Raw genomic sequence first — 15,151 nt, 5'->3', positions numbered from 1 at the left:
GTTCCACTTTAGATATTTGTTTAAGATGAGATGTAACTCATTGAAATGTGTCATCATATTCGTCGTCAGAAAACAAGTATTATGCCATTATTTCAATGAGTTGTCTTTTTTTGTCGTGTACAAAGAACTTTGATGAAACTGCTAGTAAAATTTTAAGTTTGGGAGGCAAAGTCGCTATGGAAAAATTTGCTATCCCAAACCGTTGTTGGCAAGGTTACTTTCTTGATTTAGATAAAAATGTCTTCGGTATATGTGAAATTGATGAGAATGCAAAATGATAATGCTATACTAAAATTTCATAAAATTAAGCAATTTAAGCACTATAAAAATGAAATGTCCAAACTGTCAGGTTGACGTTGTAAATGAAAATATCAATATCCAAACGGATATGGGGAAATGCCAAGTTTGCAATCATATTTTTCGTGTTTCTGAAAATTTTGATACGCCATCATATGCGTTTGATATCAATCAACCCCCAAGCGGTACTTGGTATAAAAATAATATGCAAGAAATTAAACTAGGCGCAACGCTGAGAAGCCCGATTGCTTTCTTTCTAGTGCCTTTTATGTTGATTTGGTCTGGTGGTTCACTAGGTGGAATCTATGGAACTCAAATCGCAAAACAGCAATTTAGTCTCTTACAAAGTCTATTTGGTATCCCATTTCTGATTGGAACCATCATTTTTGGTTCGCTTACACTGATGATGCTATTTGGTAAAATTGAGCTCACCATTAATCAACAAGGTGGACGTGTATTTACGGGAATTGGCAGAATAGGAAAATCAAAATATTTTAATTGGAATGACGTTAGTCGAATTAGAGAAAACCGTTCAACTAACTCATCCAATAAACAACAGGCCCAAATTGTCATTGAGGCAAATCAGCCTATCACGTTTGGTCTTGGACTCGCTCCAGAAAGACACCACTACTTATTTCATGCATTGAAAAGAATACAATCACAATATAAACCTGAAAGAAGAAAAATCTAAAGAACTCCGTCGATAAGCAAAATAAACTTCAGATGAACTCAAACCAACGCTTACTCACCTTTAAATTGAGGAAGACGTCTCTCAAGCATCGCACGTACACCTTCTTGAGCATCTTGCGATGCAAACAATGGCTTGAGATAACTGTCCATATTCTGAAATGCGAAAACCTCTCCCTGAGTAACAGCATCAGTTGCTGAAGCCAACAATGCCTGTAATGCAAGTGGTGCAGCAATACAGATTTCTTGGGCAATCTCGATAGCCCGATTAAGCTGTGTGCCCTTAGCAACAATCTCAGAAAGCAAATTTAGTTCATTGGCTTTTTGGGCATCAAAAGTTTTCCCTGTCAATAAATACGGCATGGCTTTTTGCCAACCTGCAGCCTGAACAAAACGCGCTGTTGCTCCACCAAAAGGCATTATTCCGCGTAATACTTCAAGCTGACCAAAAATCGTGTCTTCGCTCGCGACGACAACATCTGCATTCAACATCAACTCTACCCCAGCGGTGTAACAAATCCCTTGTACAGCTACAACAACAGGCTTGGTTCGATGCCGCCCTCCAACACCCCAAGGGTTAATTTGCCCTTCTTCAAAACTAAAAATCCCTTGAGGAATTTTGGGTTGTAATTCCACCAAGTCCAGACCTGCCGTGAAATGGTCGCCATGTGCAAAAATCACGGCACAACGTAGTTTAGGATTATTTTCATATTCGGTTAAAGCCAGAGATAAATCCTCAATCATATGGCTATCAAAGGCATTTCGTTTTGCCACTCGGTCTAAGCCAATCAACATAATATGGTCCATGATTTCACGGCTTACTTTTCCTAAACTCATTCTTTTAATTCCTGTTTTTTAGTAATAATGTTGGTAACAAACTAGTTGATCATTTCCGAATGATCAAGACATATCTTGTCTATGTTATTCAACGCTACAAGGCTCTACTTTTTGGCTGAATCCGTGCTACCTTATTCAGGTTCATTTTATTTTTAGATTCATTTATGACCGTGCGTTTTTTTCATACGTCTGACTGGCATTTGGGGCAGTTTTTTTATAATCATTCCCGCCACTATGAACATGAACAATTTCTGGCATGGTTACTTGAGCAGATCAAAGCCAAACAGCCGCATGCATTACTTATTGCGGGTGATATTTTTGATGTGATTAACCCCAGCTCACAGGCACAAAAACAACTCTATCAATTCCTTGCCGATGCACATGAACTTGCCCCGCAGATGCAAACTTTGATGATTGCAGGCAATCATGATTCGGGCTATCGCATTGAACAAGTCGAGCCCTTATTAGAAAAATACAATGCTAAAACAGTCGGTGTGATTCGCTGGAATCAAGATAAAACATTGGATTTAGAACGCCTCATTTTGCCAATTTATGATGAACAAAAGCAGATTGTGGCGTGGTGTATTGCCCTACCATTCCTACGTTCAGCTGAAATCACAGGCTTTAATGAACACACCACCAACAGCCAAAATGCGATTGCTTATTTACACCAACAGTTAATCGAAGAAGCCAAACGCCGTAAAACCGATGATCAGGCCCTGATTCTGATGTCACATGCGCATATGCAAGGTGGTGAAACTTCGGATTCAGAGCGGCCGATTATCATTGGCAATGAAGAAGCACTGTCTACAGCCATGTTCGACGATAGCATTGATTATGTAGCACTAGGGCATTTGCATAAACCGCAAAAAGTACAGCATCCACATATTCGTTATAGTGGTTCGCCGATTCCTTTGTCATTTAGTGAAATCAACTATAAGCACCAAGTGGTTGAAGTCAGCATTGATCCTACAAAAAGTGAAGATTCGTTTAACTTTGAAGCTTTGCCGATCCCCAGAAGTATTCAACTGCATAAAATTAAAGATGAACTCAGTGTAGTCATGCAACATCTGCGCAATCTGCCAAATGAACCGATCGAAAATCTTGAGCAGCGTGAATATGTCGATATCGAATATCATACCTCGACACCACCACAGCCGAATCTACGACAACAATTTGAAGATGCATTGCCCAAAGATCGTTATCGACTGGTGCGGATTTCCAGACAATATCTCTCCAATGAAAGCAATGCAGAGAGCAAGCAGAACATTAGCTTAGAACCACCGACACCCGAAAAACTATTTCAGCAAATTTGGGAGAAAAAGGGCTATCACGCCGATGACGAAGTTACCAAAGACTTTATGAGTTTGGTCGCAGAAGCGCAAAAGCAACTTGAAGATGATCAGACTGTTTAAGGACCTGCCATGAAAATTTTATCAATACGACTAAAAAATTTGGCATCTCTGGCAGATGAGCACTTTATTGATTTTGAAACTGAGCCTTTGGCACATGCTGGATTGATTGCCATTATAGGAAAAACAGGTGCAGGTAAATCCACGATTTTAGATGCGATGTGCCTTGCCCTATTTAATCAAATCCCACGCCTCAAAACCAGTGATGGCAAACTATTAGATGTCGATGGTTCAGAGTTGCTCACCAATTCTCCCCTCACGGTTCTGCGTCGCGGCACTGGCCATGGTTTTGCCGAACTATGTTTTGTGGCACAAGATCAGAAACATTATCTCGCACGTTGGGAAATTAAACGTGCCCGTGAAAATGCCAGTGGCAAACTGCAAAGTGTGCAACGCTCACTCAAATGCCTGACTGATGGCGTGGTGATTGCAGATAAAACCAAAGCGGTTGAGGCACATATTCAACAGATTACCCAACTCAGTTTTGAACAATTCACCCGTGCAGTATTGCTCGCACAGTCCGAAGTCACGGCATTTTTAAAGGCGCGCGATAATGAACGTGGTGAATTACTCGAATATCTGACCAACTCCAGTATTTTTGCCAAAATTGGACAACTGGCGTTTGAAAAGACCCGTGAAATCAGTAACCAACGCAAGCAATTGGAAAATGTGCTCGATCATATTGAAATCCGTTCAGATGAAGAAGTTGCTGAATTACAGACTCAATTCCAGCAGATACAACAACAGGTTCAACAGTTGGAAGCCGACAAAGTTCAGCTTAATCAACAGCAACAATGGTTTGAACAGCGACAGAAACTCGAAACTGAAATCACACTAAAACAACAACAGCATGAGATTCAAATTCAAGCACATCAGGCTTTAGCCGCAGATCGCAATCGACTCAACCAACTTGAAACCTTTTCAGACATTCGTCCGATTGTATTCCAACAGCAACAACTGGAAAAAGCACTGCAACAGCTTGAACCGCAGATTCAACACAAGCAACAGCAATTTACCGCTGTAAGCAGCCAATTTGAGCAAGAAAAAACGGCTTATACGCGGGCTGAAACAGCCTTACAGCAATTTCAGAGTTTTGAACAAAACCATCAGCATGAACTCACTCAAGTGCGTAAATATGTACAGGAACGTGAATACATTGCCGATGAATATAAGAAAACCAAACTCCGCTTAAACCAAAACGAAGCGCAACAACAACCATTACTTGAGCAGCAACAGCAGTTTGAACAAAGTCACCATAGCTTATCGATACAACAACAAAGCTGCTCTGAACAACTGCAACAGAGCGCGCAATTCTCCACTTTAGATAAGGGCTTGAATGCACATCTTCAGCAGCTGCAGCAATTTATTCTGCAATACCAAAAAGTCGAACAAAATTTAGGTTCGATTCAACAGGCACAATCAAAACTTGAACAAGATCAGATCGTATTGAATGAGCTCATTCAAAAATTTGGTACACCACAACAGATTGAAAGCCAGCTTGAACAAAAACAAAAACTTAGAGAACAGCAACAAGCCCAACTGAATCAACTGGATCTAATTCAGCAAAAGTTACAGCATTATTTTGAACTTAACAAAGACCGTGATGAACTAAGCCATAAGCTCAGTAGCACACAGCAACAACATCAGCAACTTGACCAACAACTGCAAACTAGCCAAGGCGCATTCCAATCTGCCAAAAATGAACGGGAAAAATTGCAGCAGATATTGCAACAACAGCGTTTATTACATGCTGAAAATATTGAACATCTCCGTGCAGAACTCAAACACGGAGAAGCCTGTCTGGTCTGTGGTAGCACCGAACATCCCTATCGTGATGATGCAAGTCAGCTCTCCAAAGCCTTGTATGAGCTGCAACAACAGCAAGAACAACAGGCCATTCAACAAGAGCAACAATGCTTTCAACTTTGGCAAAACACACAGCAGCAATTTACCCAGATTCGTACCGAACTGACTCAATTGCAATCCGCAGTGCAACAAGCAGATGACAAATTCAAACTGCAACATCAGGAGTTGGTCAAACATGCCGCACAGTTCGAGATCCTCCTAGATTTAACTCAGTCGCATGCGAAAATCACTACCGTTCAACAGCAATACATCAATGAGGCAACCCAGTTCAAACAGCAGATTGAAATTGAGTTACAGCAACTGCATCAGGCCAATAAAGACCACTATCACCTGACTCAAACGATTCAAAATATCCGCTATCAACTCGAAAGCGTACAGCAGTTACAGCAACAGATTCAGCATATTATAGATTGTCTGAGCAGCGATGAAAAAAGCTTATGGCAGCAGCAACCGCTGAGTTACAGCCAACAGTTAGAGCAACGTTTGCAGCAACGCGCTCAACAACTTGAACAAGCTGAAACACTCAGCAAACAACAACAACAGCTTGAACAGCAACTGAATCTATTAAAGACCAATTTAACAAGCTTGAACACTCAACATGCGGAGTTTAGCCAGCAACTCAAAGATGTCGAGCTTAAAGGCAAGCAAAATACAGAGTCAGCGCATCAACTAATTGTAGTGATGACAGGTTTAACCGAACTGAAAGCCAATGAATGGTTAAACCAACACGATCAACAACGTCAGCAACTCCAAAATCAATATCAGCAGATCAAGCAGCGTTTTGAACAGACTCGTCAAATCTATGAACAGCAGAAAAATGAACTGGAACAGCTCAAGGCTCAACAACAACAGCAACAATCTACTCTTACTCAATCTAAAACTGAAATTCGAGCATGGTTAAGCCAGCATCCTGAGTTTGAAGAGCATCAATTAGCTAACTTACTTGCTATTCGTGCTGAGCAAGAACAGCACATTCGAACATCGCTACAACATGCAGAACGATTACTCAATGAGGCCGCCTCTGCATTGAAAACGCTGCAACAGCAATTACAGATACATCAGCAACAACAGCCACCCATCGAACACACCCAGTTGATTGAGTACATCCATCTCAATCATGAGAAGCTACAACAGCAAGCCGAACAACGTGATCAGTTCAAACTGAAATTAGAAGTACATCAACAAAACCTTGCCAAGCAAAAACAATTTGCAGATCAAATCCAGCAGATTCAGCAGCAGGAACACCGTTGGAATAAGATTTCTAGTTTAATTGGCGATTCCAAAGGTAAAGATTTCCGTGACTTAGCTCAGCAATATAATCTGGATATTTTGCTGGAATATGCCAATCAACAATTAGCAATGCTATCGCAGCGTTATACCTTAAAACGTTTGGATAACTCCCTCAGCCTAGCCATCATTGACCATGATATGGATGGTGAAACCCGTTCGGTGGCCTCACTTTCTGGCGGGGAATCATTCCTGACTGCCCTTGCGATTTCCTTGGCAATTGCCAATATGGCTTCAGGTTCCATGAAAATCGAATCACTATTTATTGATGAAGGTTTTGGCACACTGGATGCTTCATCCTTGCATATGGTGATGAATGCGCTAGATCAACTGCAAAGCCAAGGCCGTAAAGTGGTATTGATCTCGCATATTCAGGAAATGCATGAGCGTATTCCTGTACAGATTCAGGTACAGCCAATAGGTTCGGGTTCAAGTCGGATTGAGTTGGTGGGCTGATACAGGGCTTAACCAGTTACCCGAAACATAGTTTCTAGTCTCGCGCTTCGGGCAAATGAGAAACATAGCTTCGCAAGACATCGTGAAACGAGGTAGCTTTGCTTTTCCTCGCTCATCCTCTTGCACCAAACAATGCTGTGCCTACTCTAACCATGGTTGAACCTGCTGCAATCGCAGCTTCGAGATCGGCAGACATGCCCATACTTAATGTATCCCAGTCTTGCGGCTGTGCATGTTGAGCTTTCACTTGCTCAAATAGCACTTTAGCATCAGCAAATGCGGCATGATTTTCAGGTGCTGGAATCACCATCAATCCACGCAAACGGATATTTGGAAGCTGAATGATTTGGTGAACCAATTCTAAAACCTCATTTGGTTGGCAACCATCTTTAGAATTTTGCCCATCAATATTTACCTGAATACAGATATTTAACGGTTTTTGATTTTCTAAACGTTGCTTGGATAAACGTTCTGCAATAATGAAGCGATCGACTCCATGCACCCAATCAAATGTTTCTGCTAAATGCTTGGTTTTATTGCGTTGTACATGACCAATAAAATGCCATTCAATATCTAAATCTTGTAATTCATCAATTTTAGTCAAGGCTTCTTGCAAATAATTTTCACCAAAACAACGCTGACCAACAGTATACATTTCTCGTAAGGTTTGGCTCGGATGAGTCTTTGAAACAGCCAACAATTGTACAGTCGAAGGATCACGTTTCACCTGCTGGCAAGCTTGCTCTATTTGATTTAAAACAGATTGACGGAATTGCTCAGATTTATTCATTGACACAGTTCTCACTTACAAAATCTTTTTTCTCTCACATTCTATAATATGTTGGTAACACAGAGTGAAAGCCGTATATTATTCTATAAAAGAGTGAGGCATTTTGATTGTTTTGGGGAAATCATGGATATTACAGAATTACTAGCATTTGCAGTTAAAAACGGTGCTTCAGACTTACATCTTTCATCAGGTATGCCACCAATGATTCGTGTAGATGGTGAAGTCCGTCGTATTAATTTACCAGCACTAGAACATAAAGATGTACACCGCTTAGTGTATGACATCATGAATGATAAACAACGTCGTGATTATGAAGAAGATCTAGAAACTGACTTTTCATTTGAAGTGCCTAATATTGCACGTTTCCGTGTGAACGCATTTAACCAAAACCGTGGCGCTGGCGCGGTATTCCGTACCATTCCATCTAAAGTTTTAACCATGGAAGACCTTGGTTTAGGTTCAATTTTTAAAGAAATTTGTGATTATCCACGGGGTATCGTTTTGGTTACAGGACCTACGGGTTCTGGTAAATCAACGACGCTCGCTGCGATGATTGATTATATTAATGAAAACCGTTATGACCATATTTTAACAGTTGAAGATCCGATTGAATTTGTACACCAATCTAAAAAATGTTTGATTAACCAACGTGAAGTGCATCGTGATACTCATGGCTTTAACCAAGCACTTCGTTCTGCACTTCGTGAAGATCCAGATATCATACTTGTCGGTGAGATGCGTGACTTAGAAACCATTCGACTTGCGTTAACTGCGGCTGAAACAGGTCACTTGGTTTTTGGTACACTGCATACCACCTCCGCAGCTAAAACGATTGACCGTGTCATCGACGTATTCCCTGCCGAAGAAAAAGATATGGTTCGTGCCATGCTTTCTGAATCACTACAAGCCGTTATTTCTCAAACATTATTGAAGAAAAATGGTGGTGGTCGTGTTGCAGCGCATGAAATCATGATTGGAATTCCAGCCATTCGTAACCTTGTACGTGAAAATAAAGTAGCTCAGATGTATTCTGCCATCCAAACGGGTGCAAACTACGGTATGACTACACTTGACCAAAGTCTTAAGGCCTTAGTTTCAAAAGGCGTTATTAGCCCTCAAGTTGCCCGTACTGCAGCAAAACAACCTGAGTCATTCCTATAATAATAAACGGATTAGAGAAATATCATGGACTTTAATGATTTACTCAATTTAATGATTCAACAAAGTGCATCTGATTTATTTGTGACTGCAGATGTTGAACCTTCAATGAAGATCAATGGGCAAATTGTACCTGTTGCAAAAACCAAGTTATCGGGTGAAGTCGTTGGTCAGTTACTTCATTCAATTATGTCAGATAAGCAGCGTAAAGAATTCGCTGAAACAAGAGAGTGTAATTTTGCGATCGTCAATCGTGAGAAAACAGCCCGTTTCCGTGTAAGTGCCTTTCAACAACGTGATATGCCTGGAATGGTTTTACGTCGTATTGAAACTGTCATTCCAACCATGGATGAACTCAAGCTCCCTAGCGTGCTGAAAGAACTCGCCATGACAAAACGCGGTATCATTATCTTTGTAGGCGCAACAGGTACAGGTAAATCAACCTCATTAGCTTCGATGATTGGTTACCGTAACCAAAATTCAAAGGGTCATATTATTACCATTGAAGACCCAATTGAATTCGTACATCAACATGCGGGTTGTATTGTCACTCAACGTGAAGTCGGGATTGATACAGATTCATTTGAAGTCGCATTAAAAAATACGCTTCGCCAAGCACCTGATGTGATCTTGATTGGTGAGATTCGTTCTCGAGAAACCATGGACTATGCGATTGCTTTTGCGGAAACAGGTCACTTAGTACTTGCAACACTACACGCAAATAATGCGAACCAAGCACTAGATCGCATTGTCCACTTCTTTGAAGCAGATCGTCATCCTCAATTGCATATGGATTTATCACTTAATCTCAAGGCGATGGTTGCTCAACAGTTGATTCCAACGCCAGATGGTAATTCACGTCGTGCAGCAATTGAGATTCTGATTAATACACCACTTTTGGCAGATTACATACGCAAAGGTGAAGTCCACGAAATCAAAGATCTCATGAAGCGCTCTCGTGAGTTGGGGATGCAGACTTTTGACCAAGCATTATTTGATTTATATAAAGCAGGTGAAATTACGTATAAAGATGCACTGAAGCATGCTGACTCGCCAAATGACTTACGTCTCACAATTAAACTTTCAGAAGAAGGTACAAATCAGTTATTGAGTGCGAGCCGAAATATTACCTTTGATGGTCAATAATTGAAATTAAGACATTAAAAAAAGGAAGGTTTTAAAAAACCTTCCTTTTTATTTGTTTAATTTTAGTAAAGTACTAAGCTTTAACTAAATCAAACTCATTTTTTACGATAAGCATCTTGGCATTCAGAATCACTACAATAACCGTATAAGTTTAATGAATGACCAGTTAAGGCAAAATTATGCTGATCTGCAACAGCATGTTGCTCTTTCTCAATAATATCATTCGTAAATTCAACAACTTTGTTGCAATTTAAGCAAACAAGGTGATCATGATGATCTTCTTGCATGATTTCAAAAACTGAATGATTATTTTCAAAATGATGACGTTGGATAATGCCAGCCGCTTCAAATTGTGTTAACACTCGGTAAACAGTTGCTAAACCAACATCTTCACCTTGTTCAAGCAAAGTTTTATAAATATCTTCAGCACTTAAATGATGTTGTTTTGAATTTTCTAACAATTCCAAAATCTTAATACGAGGAAGGGTGACTTTAAGTCCAGCTTTGCGTAAGTCTTGATTGGAAATAGGCATTTAAAAAGGTCTCTCAACAAATCTTAAGTTGGAATAGGCAATAGAGTTTAGATGCAGTATGATCTATCCTTGAACCAAATGCATCATCATTTATCAGGATAGTGTAGCAAAATGCAAAAAATCATGCTGGCGTTATTCGTCACTTCAGTACTTAGCGGTTGTTCAGTCTTTGGTGTTTATAAAGTCGATATTCCACAGGGAACACCATTAACTAAAGCACAAGCATCACAAGTACAAGTCGGCATGAGCTTTCAGCAAGTCCGTTTCTTACTCGGTAGTCCAACTGTTACAGATCCATTAAATCCATTACGTTGGGACTATATCTACAACTACACACCAGGTACTTATGCTAAAAAAGCAAAAATACCGGCAGTGCGTGGTCAACACTTAAAAGTTTATTTCGATGCGAATGGCAATGTAGAACGTCTAGAAGGTTTAGATACGATTCCCGAATCACAACCTGGTTTACCAGCATCAAAAGAAGCGATTCTGACTGCGCCACCACTATAAATAGTTTCCCAAAAAAAGAAACCCCTCACCGAATCATTCGTGAGGGGTTTTATTTATGAACTTGATGGTCTGAAACGATTACCCTTAATAAAACGTCCAACGGGGTTCTTTGCGGCACGCTTGCGTCGAATATCTTTAGGATTAATCGTCAATGGACGATAAATCTCTACTCGATCACCCACTTGCAAAACAGTATCTACCTCAATCTTGCTACCAAATACACCAAGATTTAAAAGCTCTGGAAGTTTTACCTGTTCTGCTAAACCACTTGCATCAATCGCTTGTTGTGCAGTCATTCCTTCATTGAATGGAACGGCAATCATAAATTGCTGTTCAGGTGTCACAAATGCAACCCAAACTTGTTTCTGTTCCATTATAAAACTTGCCCAATAACTGCGACAATCGCAATCAAAATTGAAAGCGGTAAAACTAAACGTACCGCAATACGCCATACGTTATAAAATAATTCGTTACTAAAGCCCATGGCCTTACGAAGATGGCTAATCTTCATAACCCAGCCTGCAAAAACGGCATAAATTAAACAAATCACTAATCCCCAAATCATCAATAGAGTATTAAAAATTTGGTCAACTTGTGGCACAGCCCAAACTGCAATTGCCGCGAGAATAATGCCCCATTGAATAATGATTGCAAGTTGGCGTTGTGCTAACTGCTCTTTAGCACATTGAATCAATAATGCAGCGGACATTATCGCAGCAAAAACCCACGCTAATGCTGGAAGTTGCGCTTGGGTAGAGAAGAAACCAAATGCAATGACAGCAATAAGCTGCGCGACCCAGATCGGAAAGACTGAAATTGTGACCGCTTGTTGTTTTTTCACTGTCGCTAAGCTACTTTGCCAATACAATCCTAGACCTAGACCACTTGCGACTAAAGCGAGCACTGTAGCATTGCCCCACTCTTTAAACTCAATACCTGTCCAGTGCCAAGTCGTTAACTGAGTGCCCATCACATTTGCACCAATGAAAGCAGCAATGACTCCAATTGTTGTAAGCCCAATTAAAAATTGGCGCGGTATAAAAGATAAACCAAGCGCTATAACGGCAAAAACAGCGAAAAGGATTTGAACAGGAAGATCTAATCCAAGCTGCTCAGTCACAATGTGAGCAGAGGTATTTATCATACTGCCTGCAAAGAAAGGAACAAAAACAACAGCGAACCAACCTACTAAACGCCATTTCGGGGAAGCATCAGCATCACGCGTTAAAGTAGAAAGTGCTTGTAACGCGGTCATCTGTGAACGTTTCGCTAAGGCAATTTCAAGAAAACCAATCGGTAGTGCTAATAAAAGCATGGTTCCTAGCCACAATAACCAAAAATCAAATTGACGATCAATTTGAATACCCACTGTTGGTGCTAATGTGCTAATCATGACAAAAGATAAGCAAAACGCCATCACTGGTGTAAGCCAGCGTGACAGAGTTGTGTCCTGCATACTGCATTCCTTAAAAAGCTTTGAACTCATTGTGCCTCTTTATGGAGCTTACAATGAAATATTCAATCTATTTTGCCTTTGTCACGTCTGAAAATCAAAACAAAAGATGCCCAAAGAAAAAGGCAAATCACCATAAAGATGACTTGCCGCGCCTAGTTATTATTATGTAAATCTGACCTCTTATTTTTTACTCATCTTCACCTTATTATTTTTCTACCATAAGAGGTCTTATTGTTATTATTTTATTGTTAAGCAAAGAACCGTGAAAACCAATTCTTGCCTTTTTTCTTTTCATTTTCTTTAATAATGCCAATCATATTTTCTCTTACTGCACCAACATAATCTGCATCATCATGGCGAATATGATTAATTAACCATTTAGAGAGAGCTTCATGCAATTCTTTATCAATTTCATGACCCAGTTCAAAGCGCTCGCGATAAGCTTCTATTTTTTTAATAAATAAGTCATGCACACGCTTGTGAGGTACACGATACTTATAGTTTGCTTCTTCTTGTAAACTTTCTTCAAAGGTAAAATGTGATTGTGTATAGTCAATAATATTATCTAATACACTTTTCATTTTTACACGATCATGGGAATATTTTAAATCAGCGATTTCATTAATATAATCCAGAATACGTCGATGCTGATCATCGATTACCTCTATTCCTGTATTATATTCGGTAGACCATTTCATGCCCATATCGATTCCTAAAACCAATGTGCTTTATTGAATAAGGACATAATATCGACTAAGTAATTAAATAAAAACACAGTATTTTTGTCAGATTTTAAATATTTTCAATAAAATAAATTAACTTATTGTTTTATATTTATTTAAATATTTTACCCAATCAAAATACTCAAGTATTTTTTAACCAATTTTAAAACCAAACTCAAAATGGAATTTAAATATAAAAAGTTAAGGAATTTATATTATAAAAAAGGTATATATCATGTATTAATTTTGATTATACCTAATTAATATTGATCTGCTTTGGTGATTCGTTTTAACAGTGGATTGTCTGCTTCTCGAATTAAACGTTCAACACGTGTGAGTGCATATTTAATAGGTTTCCCATGCTGAAATAAAATCATTTCGCCTGGCTGATATGCAGTCCATGATTCATTATGTGTGAGCGGTTCAGTCGTGATAACAGCAACACGATCTTCAGGTGTCGTTACCTCGCTAAAATCTACTTTGACGTCTAAATCAATTAAATGCGCAGGTTGAAATGGATATTCTCTTACTAACCAATGCAGTTTAGTTGTCGCATAACTAAATAATGCTTGCCCATTGGATAGGCAAAAATTAAAGGTGCCATGTTCAGCAATTTCAGGTGAAATCCGTTCTAACAGAGAAAAAACTTTCTCTATACACGGTTCTGTATATCCAAACGCTTCAACCATTTGATCTAATAAATAACAAAAAGCACGTTCACTGTCTGTATTACCGACCGGTTCAAAGCGACCACTAAGCTGAGGATTAAAATCGTGTAGATCACCGTTATGCGCAAAAATCCAATGCCGCCCCCATAACTCACGTAGAAATGGATGTGAGTTTTCTAGCGTAATTTTGCCTTGTGTTGCTTTTCGGATATGTGCAATCACATTACGAGATTTAATAGGATAATTACGAACTAAATCTGCAATTGGTGATTCAACTGCAGATTGATTATCAACAAATAACCGACATGCTTTGTCTTCAAAAAATGCGATACCAAAGCCATCACAATGATCAGACGTAACGCCAGCTCGTTGAGAAAATCCACGAAAGGAAAAAGTAATATCTGTTGGTGTAGCGCAATTCATTCCTAATAGCTGGCACATATCTTCTAACTATCTAACATCTAAGCCTATTGTGCATGAAGTTTAGATATCTTGTAAATCTCAATATGTGCTCAGTATTAGACTAACAATGATATAACTATCGCTGCACCATTTTATTCATGACAAAAGAAGTGGCAATTTTGTTAATTTCTAAGAAAACAAAATAATCTAAACATTTGAAATCTTCATCATAAAATGCTTGTTTAGAGAGCTTAGATTGCATACCTAGATATGTATCAAATAATTTTGGCATCCGTTCATCTTGTGGGAAGCTATATTCTGGTCTCTCAGGTTCGAATGCACGTTTTGAACGAATATCAATAATTTGGTGATCACCCAATTGCTGAATCTGACGATGAGTGTAATAGGCACGCGCTAAATTATCTTCAAGATGAATACTGACACATCCCATAAGGTACTTAGCACGCATTGACCACAACACCTTTGGCACCAAATTTAACCAGAGCATTGATAAGGCTTTTCCAGAACGGAATTGTGGATGTACGCAGGTACGACCTATTTCTAGAATACTTGGCAAATGCGAAAGGTTAGGAACAACATCAAACTCTTTAGCGCTATAGCTTTGCCCAATCTCATGCCCCTGAAATAATTTAAGGCGTGTATAGGCAACAATTTCACCAGTCCATTTCTCACGTAATACAGCATGCTCACAACCAAAGTCATAGAGATCTTGATCGAGACCATCTTCAAAAGAGATACCAAATTGATGAGAGAATTGATTTGCTCTAAAACGTTGTACTTCTTGTAATTCTTTTAGATTGTCCACCCACCCAAAACGAAATTGATTTTGTGATGGTTTTTGGCGTAAAGGTGAAGTTAATGTCTGACGATAATGATTTAATTTTTCTAGCATAATGAAAGCTC

The 15,151-nt window shown here is 39.3% G+C and carries 14 protein-coding genes and 1 pseudogene; 7 read left to right on the top strand and 8 right to left on the bottom strand.

The genetic code is table 11. The features are described from left to right. Window positions 1-125: 125 nt before the first annotated feature. A pseudogene (locus HYG88_RS12760) lies at window positions 126-278 on the top strand (VOC family protein); the annotation flags it as partial. A gap of 50 nt (window positions 279-328) precedes the next feature. Continuing rightward, window positions 329-988, top strand: coding sequence for a hypothetical protein (locus HYG88_RS12755; protein ID WP_005158219.1), 660 nt, complete (start codon window positions 329-331; stop codon window positions 986-988). 50 nt (window positions 989-1,038) lie between these two features. On the opposite strand, the gene HYG88_RS12750 is transcribed toward HYG88_RS12755, so the two are convergent. Then, entirely contained in the window at window positions 1,039-1,821 is a 783-nt protein-coding gene (locus HYG88_RS12750; protein WP_005158221.1) for a crotonase/enoyl-CoA hydratase family protein, read from the bottom strand. A 164-nt stretch (window positions 1,822-1,985) separates the two neighbouring features. On the opposite strand from HYG88_RS12750, the gene HYG88_RS12745 reads away from it, so the two are divergent. Then, window positions 1,986-3,236 (top strand): exonuclease SbcCD subunit D, encoded by a 1,251-nt coding sequence (locus HYG88_RS12745; protein WP_178883222.1) that lies wholly within the window; start codon window positions 1,986-1,988, stop codon window positions 3,234-3,236. 9 nt (window positions 3,237-3,245) lie between these two features. Further along, the gene (locus HYG88_RS12740) at window positions 3,246-6,842 is read left to right on the top strand and encodes an AAA family ATPase (protein WP_178883221.1); all 3,597 of its coding nucleotides are present in this window, start codon (window positions 3,246-3,248) and stop codon (window positions 6,840-6,842) included. 112 nt (window positions 6,843-6,954) lie between these two features. Here the strand turns inward: HYG88_RS12740 and HYG88_RS12735 are convergent, their stop codons facing one another. Further along, on the bottom strand, window positions 6,955-7,632 hold the full coding sequence (locus tag HYG88_RS12735) for a YggS family pyridoxal phosphate-dependent enzyme (RefSeq protein WP_178883220.1): 678 nt from the start codon (window positions 7,630-7,632) through the stop codon (window positions 6,955-6,957). Between the two features lie 123 nt (window positions 7,633-7,755). On the opposite strand from HYG88_RS12735, the gene HYG88_RS12730 reads away from it, so the two are divergent. Continuing rightward, window positions 7,756-8,793 carry a type IV pilus twitching motility protein PilT gene (locus HYG88_RS12730; RefSeq protein WP_178883219.1) on the top strand — a complete coding sequence of 346 codons (1,038 nt, stop codon included), beginning with the start codon at window positions 7,756-7,758 and terminating at the stop codon, window positions 8,791-8,793. Between the two features lie 24 nt (window positions 8,794-8,817). Continuing rightward, a complete protein-coding gene (locus tag HYG88_RS12725) occupies window positions 8,818-9,936 on the top strand; it encodes a PilT/PilU family type 4a pilus ATPase (RefSeq protein WP_178883218.1) in 1,119 nt (372 codons plus the stop codon). A gap of 95 nt (window positions 9,937-10,031) precedes the next feature. Here the strand turns inward: HYG88_RS12725 and fur are convergent, their stop codons facing one another. After that, on the bottom strand, window positions 10,032-10,469 hold the full coding sequence (fur, locus tag HYG88_RS12720) for a ferric iron uptake transcriptional regulator (protein WP_004663428.1): 438 nt from the start codon (window positions 10,467-10,469) through the stop codon (window positions 10,032-10,034). 111 nt (window positions 10,470-10,580) lie between these two features. On the opposite strand from fur, the gene HYG88_RS12715 reads away from it, so the two are divergent. Next, on the top strand, window positions 10,581-10,979 hold the full coding sequence (locus HYG88_RS12715) for an outer membrane protein assembly factor BamE (protein WP_004663429.1): 399 nt from the start codon (window positions 10,581-10,583) through the stop codon (window positions 10,977-10,979). A 53-nt stretch (window positions 10,980-11,032) separates the two neighbouring features. Here HYG88_RS12715 and HYG88_RS12710 read toward each other — a convergent pair whose 3' ends face one another. The 5 genes from HYG88_RS12710 to HYG88_RS12690 all read right to left on the bottom strand — a co-directional run bounded on the left by HYG88_RS12710 (window position 11,033) and on the right by HYG88_RS12690 (window position 15,140). Continuing rightward, complete coding sequence (locus HYG88_RS12710; protein ID WP_087548040.1) at window positions 11,033-11,353, bottom strand: RnfH family protein; 321 nt, start codon at window positions 11,351-11,353, stop codon at window positions 11,033-11,035. Further along, complete coding sequence (locus tag HYG88_RS12705) at window positions 11,353-12,435, bottom strand: hypothetical protein (RefSeq protein WP_178883224.1); 1,083 nt, start codon at window positions 12,433-12,435, stop codon at window positions 11,353-11,355. Before HYG88_RS12705 ends, HYG88_RS12710 begins: the two co-directional genes overlap by 1 nt. Window positions 12,436-12,683: 248 nt before the next feature. Then, window positions 12,684-13,139 carry a bacteriohemerythrin gene (locus HYG88_RS12700; RefSeq protein ID WP_004663432.1) on the bottom strand — a complete coding sequence of 152 codons (456 nt, stop codon included), beginning with the start codon at window positions 13,137-13,139 and terminating at the stop codon, window positions 12,684-12,686. A gap of 278 nt (window positions 13,140-13,417) precedes the next feature. Beyond that, a complete protein-coding gene (locus HYG88_RS12695; protein ID WP_046739533.1) occupies window positions 13,418-14,266 on the bottom strand; it encodes a class II glutamine amidotransferase in 849 nt (282 codons plus the stop codon). A 97-nt stretch (window positions 14,267-14,363) separates the two neighbouring features. After that, entirely contained in the window at window positions 14,364-15,140 is a 777-nt protein-coding gene (locus HYG88_RS12690) for a GNAT family N-acetyltransferase (protein WP_005158241.1), read from the bottom strand. Between the last annotated feature and the right edge of the window lie 11 nt (window positions 15,141-15,151).

The sequence above is a fragment of the Acinetobacter sp. SwsAc4 genome (assembly GCF_013391535.1).
In the GTDB taxonomy this organism is placed as follows: Bacteria; Pseudomonadota; Gammaproteobacteria; order Pseudomonadales; family Moraxellaceae; genus Acinetobacter.
Note: the sequence above shows the minus strand (reverse complement) of the source record. Positions and strands in the feature narration are given on the sequence as shown.

Coding starts and splice junctions, on each gene's coding strand:
- fur (WP_004663428.1), bottom strand. CDS start 10,469: ATGCCTATTTCCAATCAAGACTTACGCAAAGCTGGACTTAAAGTCACC.
- HYG88_RS12695 (WP_046739533.1), bottom strand. CDS start 14,266: ATGTGCCAGCTATTAGGAATGAATTGCGCTACACCAACAGATATTACT.
- HYG88_RS12690 (WP_005158241.1), bottom strand. CDS start 15,140: ATGCTAGAAAAATTAAATCATTATCGTCAGACATTAACTTCACCTTTA.
- HYG88_RS12755 (WP_005158219.1), top strand. CDS start 329: ATGAAATGTCCAAACTGTCAGGTTGACGTTGTAAATGAAAATATCAAT.
- HYG88_RS12745 (WP_178883222.1), top strand. CDS start 1,986: ATGACCGTGCGTTTTTTTCATACGTCTGACTGGCATTTGGGGCAGTTT.
- HYG88_RS12735 (WP_178883220.1), bottom strand. CDS start 7,632: ATGAATAAATCTGAGCAATTCCGTCAATCTGTTTTAAATCAAATAGAG.
- HYG88_RS12750 (WP_005158221.1), bottom strand. CDS start 1,821: ATGAGTTTAGGAAAAGTAAGCCGTGAAATCATGGACCATATTATGTTG.
- HYG88_RS12730 (WP_178883219.1), top strand. CDS start 7,756: ATGGATATTACAGAATTACTAGCATTTGCAGTTAAAAACGGTGCTTCA.
- HYG88_RS12715 (WP_004663429.1), top strand. CDS start 10,581: ATGCAAAAAATCATGCTGGCGTTATTCGTCACTTCAGTACTTAGCGGT.
- HYG88_RS12710 (WP_087548040.1), bottom strand. CDS start 11,353: ATGGAACAGAAACAAGTTTGGGTTGCATTTGTGACACCTGAACAGCAA.
- HYG88_RS12705 (WP_178883224.1), bottom strand. CDS start 12,435: ATGCAGGACACAACTCTGTCACGCTGGCTTACACCAGTGATGGCGTTT.
- HYG88_RS12740 (WP_178883221.1), top strand. CDS start 3,246: ATGAAAATTTTATCAATACGACTAAAAAATTTGGCATCTCTGGCAGAT.
- HYG88_RS12725 (WP_178883218.1), top strand. CDS start 8,818: ATGGACTTTAATGATTTACTCAATTTAATGATTCAACAAAGTGCATCT.
- HYG88_RS12700 (WP_004663432.1), bottom strand. CDS start 13,139: ATGGGCATGAAATGGTCTACCGAATATAATACAGGAATAGAGGTAATC.